The 680-nt window shown below is 28.2% G+C and carries 1 protein-coding gene; it reads left to right on the top strand.

Translation table 11 applies throughout. The annotated features are described in order from the left end of the window. Window positions 1-673, top strand: a 673-nt coding sequence (locus IC214_RS12595) for a transposase (protein ID WP_227845157.1), incomplete at its 5' end; no start/stop codon positions are given. Between the last annotated feature and the right edge of the window lie 7 nt (window positions 674-680).

The following is a 680-nucleotide window of genomic DNA, read 5'->3' as shown; positions in this document are numbered from 1 at the left end:
AAAAACACCTACAAGTAAATATTTTGTTAGTATATGTTGTGAAGTTGACATAAAACAATTAGAAGAATCTAATAAGTATATTGGCATAGATTTAGGCTTAAAAGATTTTGCAATATGTTCTAATGGAGACATATTCAACAATCCTAAATGGTTAAGAAAAGCTAACTATAGATTGAAGTTGGAACAAAGAAGATTATCAAAAATGAAGAAGTTTAGTAATAATTGGAATAAGCAAAAAAATAAAGTAGCTAAGATACATGAAAGAATATCTAATCAAAGAAAAGATTACCTACATCAGATATCAACTAAACTAATTAGAGAAAACCAAATAATTTGTTTAGAAGATTTAAAAGTAAGTAACATGATTAAGAATCATAAATTAGCAAGTGCAATAAGTGAAGTTAGTTGGTATGAATTTAGGAGATTGCTTGAGTATAAAGCTATTTGGTATGGAAGATTAATTTCTATAATAGGAAATACATATCCATCAAGTCAGTTATGTAGTGCATGTGGTCATAGAAATAAGGATGTAAAAAACTTAGCACTTAGAAATTGGATTTGCCCAGACTGTAATACACAACATGACAGGGATATAAATGCAAGTATAAATATACTAAAAGAAGGATTAAGATTAGTGGGGATGGAACAGCCCTTAGAGCCTATGAATGCTTAGTACAAAA

The sequence above is a fragment of the Clostridioides sp. ES-S-0190-01 genome (genome assembly GCF_020658275.1).
Lineage (GTDB): Bacteria > Bacillota > Clostridia > Peptostreptococcales > Peptostreptococcaceae > Clostridioides.
This window is presented reverse-complemented; position numbering and strand designations above follow the sequence as displayed.